8 protein-coding genes, 1 tRNA gene and 1 riboswitch are annotated in these 6,421 nt (G+C 67.5%); of the genes, 6 read left to right on the top strand and 3 right to left on the bottom strand.

The window, feature by feature from the left end:
• Positions 1-293: 293 nt before the first annotated feature.
• Positions 294-384: transfer RNA gene (locus tag AB4Y99_RS24220), tRNA-Ser, on the bottom strand.
• Between the two features lie 244 nt (positions 385-628).
• Positions 629-730: riboswitch (TPP riboswitch) on the top strand.
• A gap of 52 nt (positions 731-782) precedes the next feature.
• On the opposite strand from AB4Y99_RS24220, the gene thiO reads away from it, so the two are divergent.
• Genes thiO through AB4Y99_RS24240 form a run of 4 tightly spaced genes read left to right on the top strand, consistent with a single transcriptional unit; the run spans position 783 to position 3,396 of the window.
• Positions 783-1,808: a glycine oxidase ThiO gene (gene thiO / locus AB4Y99_RS24225; RefSeq protein WP_441525114.1), complete on the top strand. Its 1,026-nt coding sequence runs from the start codon at positions 783-785 to the stop codon at positions 1,806-1,808.
• The gene (gene thiS, locus AB4Y99_RS24230; RefSeq protein WP_038368420.1) at positions 1,792-1,989 is read left to right on the top strand and encodes a sulfur carrier protein ThiS; all 198 of its coding nucleotides are present in this window, start codon (positions 1,792-1,794) and stop codon (positions 1,987-1,989) included. The genes thiO and thiS overlap by 17 nt, the downstream gene beginning before the upstream one ends.
• 1 nt (position 1,990) lies before the next feature.
• Positions 1,991-2,764 (top strand): thiazole synthase, encoded by a 774-nt coding sequence (locus tag AB4Y99_RS24235; RefSeq protein WP_038368417.1) that lies wholly within the window; start codon positions 1,991-1,993, stop codon positions 2,762-2,764.
• Positions 2,765-2,778: 14 nt separating this feature from the next.
• The gene (locus AB4Y99_RS24240; protein ID WP_038368416.1) at positions 2,779-3,396 is read left to right on the top strand and encodes a thiamine phosphate synthase; all 618 of its coding nucleotides are present in this window, start codon (positions 2,779-2,781) and stop codon (positions 3,394-3,396) included.
• 65 nt (positions 3,397-3,461) lie between these two features.
• Here AB4Y99_RS24240 and AB4Y99_RS24245 read toward each other — a convergent pair whose 3' ends face one another.
• Both AB4Y99_RS24245 and AB4Y99_RS24250 read right to left on the bottom strand, forming a co-directional pair.
• Entirely contained in the window at positions 3,462-3,776 is a 315-nt protein-coding gene (locus tag AB4Y99_RS24245) for an Rdx family protein (RefSeq protein ID WP_038368414.1), read from the bottom strand.
• A gap of 103 nt (positions 3,777-3,879) precedes the next feature.
• The gene (locus tag AB4Y99_RS24250; protein WP_441525115.1) at positions 3,880-4,701 is read right to left on the bottom strand and encodes an IclR family transcriptional regulator; all 822 of its coding nucleotides are present in this window, start codon (positions 4,699-4,701) and stop codon (positions 3,880-3,882) included.
• 169 nt (positions 4,702-4,870) lie between these two features.
• Here AB4Y99_RS24250 and AB4Y99_RS24255 point away from each other — a divergent pair, with 169 nt between their 5' ends.
• Entirely contained in the window at positions 4,871-5,926 is a 1,056-nt protein-coding gene (locus tag AB4Y99_RS24255; RefSeq protein WP_441525116.1) for an ABC transporter ATP-binding protein, read from the top strand.
• Positions 5,923-6,421, top strand: a 499-nt coding sequence (locus tag AB4Y99_RS24260) for an ABC transporter permease (RefSeq protein ID WP_441525117.1), incomplete at its 3' end; no start/stop codon positions are given. The genes AB4Y99_RS24255 and AB4Y99_RS24260, both read left to right, overlap by 4 nt.

Genomic DNA, 6,421 nt, shown 5'->3' on the forward strand with positions numbered 1-6,421 from the left:
GTTCCTCTTGCAACATCGAGCACCCAGCCGACAGAAGCGAGGCTGGACCCCTTTTCTTTTTACCCTTCTCATCGGAGGGCAGCACGATGCCTTCCGCGTGCAGGGCCGGGAAGGCGGCCGAGACGAACCCGGAACGGGGTAGCACCCAGCCGCTCAACGAATCCTTTCGGGACATGGAATTGGAATACCCAGCTCGAAGGCCGGCGCCAGAGGTGCCCCATGGCGTGTCGAAACCTGTGTCGCGGACAGGTTTGGCCGAGGGTTATTTCTCAATGATATCAATGAGATAGAGGTGGCGGAGACGGAGGGATTCGAACCCTCGATACCCTTGTGGGGTATGCTCATTTAGCAAACGAGTGCCTTCAGCCTCTCGGCCACGTCTCCAGCGCAAGGCTCTATGCCCGATCGTGACGCCGTTTGACAAGCCTCGCCGGCCACTTTGCACCAAGGATAATTCTCCTGGTCGACAGGGGCGGGCGATCACTCCCTTCACACGGGAGGGGATATGGCTGCGCAGGAGCGACGGAAGCACTCCCTTGGTAAGGGATAGGTCGAGCCGGGCGATCTCCCGGAAAGGCCGGTATGCATCGGCTCGCCTTGCTCTCCGAGGCCCAGCTCACTAGATTGAGCGTGTCCGTTGGGGTGCCGAGAGGCTGAGAGGCGTGGCTCACGCCAACCCATCGTACCTGATCCGGGTAATGCCGGCGAAGGGAACGGTCCTCGGCTCGCAGTTCTCTGCATCGCGCCTCCGGCCGTTGCCTTCCCGGGAGCATGGGAAGCGCATGGCACAATTGCCGCATCGGCCAAGCCAGACCACCGTCGCGATCGTCGGCGCCGGCGTCGTCGGCCTCGCCTGCGCCGTCGAGTTGCTCGACAGGGGCGCGGCCGTCGTCATCCATGAGCGCGGTCCGCGCATCGGCGCCGAGGCCTGCTCCTGGTATGCCGGCGGCATGCTGGCGCCCTGGTGCGAGGGCGAGAGCGCCGAGGAGCCGGTGGTGCGGCTTGGGCAGGAGGCGGCCGGCTGGTGGGAGCGGCATACGGGTGAGGTCGTGCGACAGGGCACGCTCGTCGTCGCGCCGAGCCGGGATCGTTCGGAGTTGCGCCGCTTCGGCCAGCGCACCAGCCATTTCGAGGAGATCGACGGCGAGGCGATCGCGCGGCTGGAGCCCGATCTCGTCGGGCGCTTCGGGCGCGGGCTGTTCTTCGCGGCGGAGGCGCATCTCGATCCGCGCCGGGCGATCAAGGCCCTGGGTGACAAGGTTCTCGCGCAAGGCGGGACGATCCATTTCGAGAGCCCGGTCGAGCCGGCCGAGCTCGACGCCGACATCGTGCTCGATTGCCGCGGGCTTGCGGCCCGCGACGTCCTGCCCGATTTGCGCGGCGTCAAGGGCGAGATGCTGATCCTGAAGAGCGACGAGATTGCGCTGTCGCGTCCGGTCCGGCTGCTGCACCCGCGCATTCCGCTCTATATCGTGCCGCGTGCGGACGGGCATTTCATGGTCGGCGCGACCATGATCGAGAGCGGCGCGCGCCGGCGCATCTCGGCCCGCTCCATGCTCGAGCTGCTCGGCGCGGCCTATGCGCTGCATCCGGCCTTCGGCGAGGCCGAGATCGTCGAGATCGGCACCGATGCCCGCCCGGCCTTTCCCGACAACCTGCCGCGGCTGACGCGCCGGGGCCGGGTGATCCATGTCAACGGGCTCTACCGCCACGGCTTCCTGCTCAGCCCCGCCATGGCGCGGATGGCGGCCGATGCCGTATTGAACCCGCAATCCCGACCGGAGATGCTGCATGACCTTGCTGCTTAACGGCGCGCCCCAGGACATCGCGGGCAAGACGCTGGCCGAGGCGCTGGCCGAGCTCGGCTATGCCGGCCGGATCGTCGCCACCGCTGTGAACGGCGAATTCGTCCCGGCCCGCAAGCGCGCCGAGACCGCACTCAACGACGGCGACCGCATCGAGGTCGTCGCGCCGATGCAGGGAGGTTGAGATGGCGTCCTTCTACGGTTTCGAGCCGCAAAATCCGCTTTTCCTCGGCACGGCGCAATATCCGTCGCCCGCCATCCTGGCCGAGGCGGTCAGGCGTTCGGGCGCCGAGGTGGTCACCGTCTCGCTGCGCCGGGAATCGGCCGGCGGCGGGGCAGGGCAGGCGTTCTGGACATTGATCCGCGAGCTCGGCGTCAAGGTGCTGCCCAACACCGCCGGTTGCCACTCGGTGAAGGAGGCCGTGACGACGGCCCAGATGGCGCGCGAGGTCTTCGGTACGGACTGGATCAAGCTCGAGGTCATCGGCGAGGACGACACGCTCCAGCCGGACGTGATCGCCCTGGTCGAGGCGGCCCGCATCCTTTCCGATGACGGCTTCAAGGTCTTTCCCTACACGACCGAGGACATCGTCGTCGGTGGCCGCCTGCTCGATGCCGGCTGCGAGGTGCTGATGCCCTGGGGCGCGCCGATCGGCTCCGGCCGGGGCCTCAACAACCCCTATGGCTTGCGCACCATGCGCCAGCATTTCCCGGACATCCCGCTCGTCGTCGATGCCGGCATCGGCCTGCCGTCCCACGCCGCTCAGGCGATCGAGATGGGCTATGACGGCATCCTGCTCAACACCGCCGTCGCCAAGGCCGGCGATCCCGCCGCGATGGCGGAAGCCTTCGCGCTGGCCATCCGTGCCGGCCGGCTCGCCTTCGGCGCGCAACCGATCGAGGCGCGCGACATGGCCGCTCCCTCCACGCCCGTCATGGGCAAAGCCTTCCTGGCCTGAAAGACGTATTCCGCATGAAGCTCGATCCATTCTACCCGATCTTCGACAGCGCCGACTGGATCGCGCGGATGCTGCCGCTCGGCATGAAGCTGGTGCAGCTGCGCGTGAAGGACCGGCCGGAGCCGGAGGTCGCCCGCGAGATCGCCCGCGCGAAGCGGCTCTGCGCCGAGGCCGGCTGCGTGCTCGTCGTCAACGATTACTGGAAGCTCGCGATCGGGGAAGGTTGCGACTGGCTGCATCTTGGACAGGAAGACCTCGACACCGCCGATCTCGGCGCGATCCGGAAAGCCGGCCTGAAGCTCGGCGTCAGCAGCCATGACGAGGCGGAACTCGAGCGTGCGCTGGATATGCAGCCGGACTATGTCGCGCTCGGGCCGGTCTATCCGACGATCCTGAAGCAGATGCGTTTCGGCCCGCAGGGGCTGGAGCGTCTTGGCGAATGGAAGCGCCGCATCGGCGCCCTGCCATTGGTCGGCATTGGCGGCATCTCGCTGGAGCGGGCCCCGGGCGTCTTCGAGGCTGGCGCCGACATCGTCGCGGCGGTGACGGACATCACGCTCAATGCCGATCCCGAGGCGCGGCTGAAGGCGTGGGTCGCGGCGACGCGCGGGCGCCTTTCTCCCGCTTCCTGAACGCCGTCATCCCGGATCAGCGCAGCTTCGCCCGGGATGACAACCAGCGATGTCGCTGGCGAGCCTCAGCTCTCGGCGTCCGCCGACATCGCATGCCCGTCGACATGGCCGAGGCTGCGCTCGGGGTCGAGCCGGTCGCGGACGCGCTGCTTCAGCACCTTGGAGTCGGGGAAGCCGCCATCGGTCTTGCGGTCCCAGATCAGCTCGCCATCATAGGTGATCTGGAAGATGCCGCCGGTGCGCGGGATCAGCGCGACCTCGCCAAGATCCTGCCCGAAGGTCGAGAGCAGCTCCTGGCCGAGCCAGGCCGAGCGCAGCATCCAGTTGCACATCGAGCAATAGGTGATGGCGATGCGGGGAGCGGGCTTGGTTTCGGTCATGGCGGAGCACCGTGGCAAGGAATGTCGCCCCCGACATCCCGCTTCCGCTGCCGCGATGCAAGCCCGAAAGCGGCATGGCGGCTGCGCTCGGAGCCGGAGCCTATCAGCCCGCCACCGTGCTCAGGCTGCGTGAGGGATAGCGCAAGGTCACGTCGAAGGGGTTGAGCTTGGCGCCGAGCTCGTCGGCCTCGCCCCGCAGGATGGCGACGACGCTGGGCAGCCGGTCCTCGCGCAGCCGCTCGGCCAGCGTGCCGACGCTCAGCGCCGCGACGACGCGCCGCTGCGCATCGAAGACCGGCACGGCGACGCCGGCCATGCCGGGGATGAGGCCGGTGTTGAGATTGACCCAGCCTTGCGCCCTTGCGGCCTCGATCGCGCAGCGCAGCGCCGGCTCGTCGATGAAGCCGCGGTCGAGCAGGCGGGGCATGTTGAAGCGGATCACCGCTTCGCGCTCGGCGTCCGGCAGATGCGCCAGCATGGCGAGGCTGCCCTGGCCGATGCCGAGCGGGACCTTGCCGCCGATGTCGCCGGTGAAGGAGCGGATCGGGAAGGGGCCCTCAATCCGATCGAGGCAGACCGCGTCATAGCCGTTGCGGACCAGCAGGAAGATCGTGTCACCGAGCGTGGCCGAGAGCCTGAGCAGGGTCGGGCGGGCAAGTTCGCGCAAGCCGCAGGCCTGCCCGGCGCGGGCCGCCAGCACGAAGAAGTCGAGTGCCAGCCGATAGCGTTTGCCGCCGCTGGCCTGCTCGACGAAGCCCTCCGCCATCAGGTCGCGCAGCGCCCGATGGGCCGTCGGCTGCCCGCAGCGGGCGGCATCCGCGATGTCCTTCAGCCGCATGCCGCCGCTCTCGCCATCGGCGAGGACGCGCAGCAGGCCGAGCGCGCGGCGCAGCGACGACAGCGGTTCGGGCGAGGCTTCCATCATCGAAATCCTGATGCCTAGATCTGGATCAAAATTCCATATAACGGAATTTAGTCAATAAAAATTCTCTAATGCGGAATTCAAGATTGACGAAATTGTGTCGGCCTCGCTTTCGTAGCGGCATCGCAGTCCGGCTTTCCGGCTAAGGGAAAGCCCACCGATCGAGGTGCCGATGGGCTTTCTGACGCTGCAATCGTTGAGCAAGATCTTCGGCGACTTCACCGCCGTCCGCGATGTCGACCTCAGCGTCGCCCAGGGCGAATTCGTCTCGCTGCTCGGCCCTTCCGGCTGCGGCAAGACCACGACGCTGCAGATGATCGCCGGCCTCGTCGAGCCGACCAAGGGCGCGATCACCCTCGACGGACGCGACATCACCCGCGAGAAGCCGAGCCGCCGCGGCCTCGGCATCGTCTTTCAGAGCTATGCGCTCTTTCCGCATATGACGGTGGCCGAGAACGTCGCCTTCGGCCTGGAGATGCGCAAGGTCGCGAGGCCTGAGCGCGACCGGCGCGTCAGCGAGATGCTCGGCCTCGTCCATCTCGCCTCTTTTGCCGAGCGCTATCCGCGCCAGCTTTCGGGCGGCCAGCGCCAGCGCGTCGCCATTGCCCGCGCCCTCGTCATCCAACCGCCCGTGCTGCTGCTCGACGAGCCGCTCTCGAACCTCGACGCCAAGCTGCGCGAGGAGATGCAGTTCGAATTGCGCCGCATCCAGCGCAGCGTCGGCACCACCACCATCATGGTCACGCATGACCAGGCCGAGGCGCTCTCGATCAGCGACCGTGTCGTCGTGATGGAGCAGGGCCGCATGACCCAGATCGATGCGCCCTATCGCCTCTATGWGCGCCCGGCGACGGCCTTCATCTCCTCCTTCGTCGGCAAGATGAACCGCATCGAGGCGGTCTGGCGCGGCGGACGGGCCGAGGCCGCGGGGCTTGGCCTTCCATCCGAGGCGGCGAGCCTGCCGGACGGGGCCTCCATCGGCGTCGCGGTCCGGCCGGAGAAGATCCTGCTCGGCGCGGCCGGGCAGGGGCTGTTCGATGGCACGGTCACGAGCCGCTTCTTCCTCGGCAGCTACTGGCTGTTCAATGTCGAGACGCCGGTCGGAAACGTCGTCGTCTCCCTGCCCAATCAGGGCGCAGAGCCGGTGGCGGAGGGCGCGCTCGTCTCGCTCGGCTGGCCGCCCGAAAGCGCATCGATCGTGGCGGCCGCGGCGGGAGCGGCGGCATGAAGTCCCGCGCGCTGACGCCCTGGCTTCTGGTCTCGCCGGCGACGCTGCTGTTCCTCGGGCTGGTGATCCTGCCGCTCATCCTGACGGTGATCCTGTCCTTCCACGTCTACGATCACACCACCGGCATCCAGGACAGCTTCACCGTCGAGCATTATGTCCGGGTCGTCACCGACGACTACTACCTCGCGATCTTCTGGCGCACGCTCAGGCTCGCCTTCCTCACGACACTGATCTGCGCCGTGATCGGCGCGCCGGAGGCTTATGTGCTCTCGCGCATGGGCGATCCCTGGCGCTCGATCTTCCTGCTGGTGATCATCGGACCGCTGTTGGTCTCTGTCGTGGTGCGCGCCTTCGGCTGGAGCATGCTGCTGGGCTCGACCGGGCTGGTGAACCAGAGCCTGCGCGCGCTCGGCTTCGACAGCGTGAGATTGCTCTACACCGAGACGGCGATCGTGATCGCGCTCGTCCACGTCATGCTGCCCTTCATGGTCATCC

It is taken from the genome of Allobosea sp. TAB14 (genome assembly GCF_052113865.1).
Taxonomy (GTDB): Bacteria; Pseudomonadota; Alphaproteobacteria; order Rhizobiales; family Beijerinckiaceae; genus Allobosea; species Allobosea spartocytisi.

Coding starts and splice junctions, on each gene's coding strand:
- thiO (WP_441525114.1), top strand. CDS start 783: ATGGCACAATTGCCGCATCGGCCAAGCCAGACCACCGTCGCGATCGTC.
- thiS (WP_038368420.1), top strand. CDS start 1,792: ATGACCTTGCTGCTTAACGGCGCGCCCCAGGACATCGCGGGCAAGACG.
- AB4Y99_RS24235 (WP_038368417.1), top strand. CDS start 1,991: ATGGCGTCCTTCTACGGTTTCGAGCCGCAAAATCCGCTTTTCCTCGGC.
- AB4Y99_RS24240 (WP_038368416.1), top strand. CDS start 2,779: ATGAAGCTCGATCCATTCTACCCGATCTTCGACAGCGCCGACTGGATC.
- AB4Y99_RS24245 (WP_038368414.1), bottom strand. CDS start 3,776: ATGACCGAAACCAAGCCCGCTCCCCGCATCGCCATCACCTATTGCTCG.
- AB4Y99_RS24250 (WP_441525115.1), bottom strand. CDS start 4,701: ATGATGGAAGCCTCGCCCGAACCGCTGTCGTCGCTGCGCCGCGCGCTC.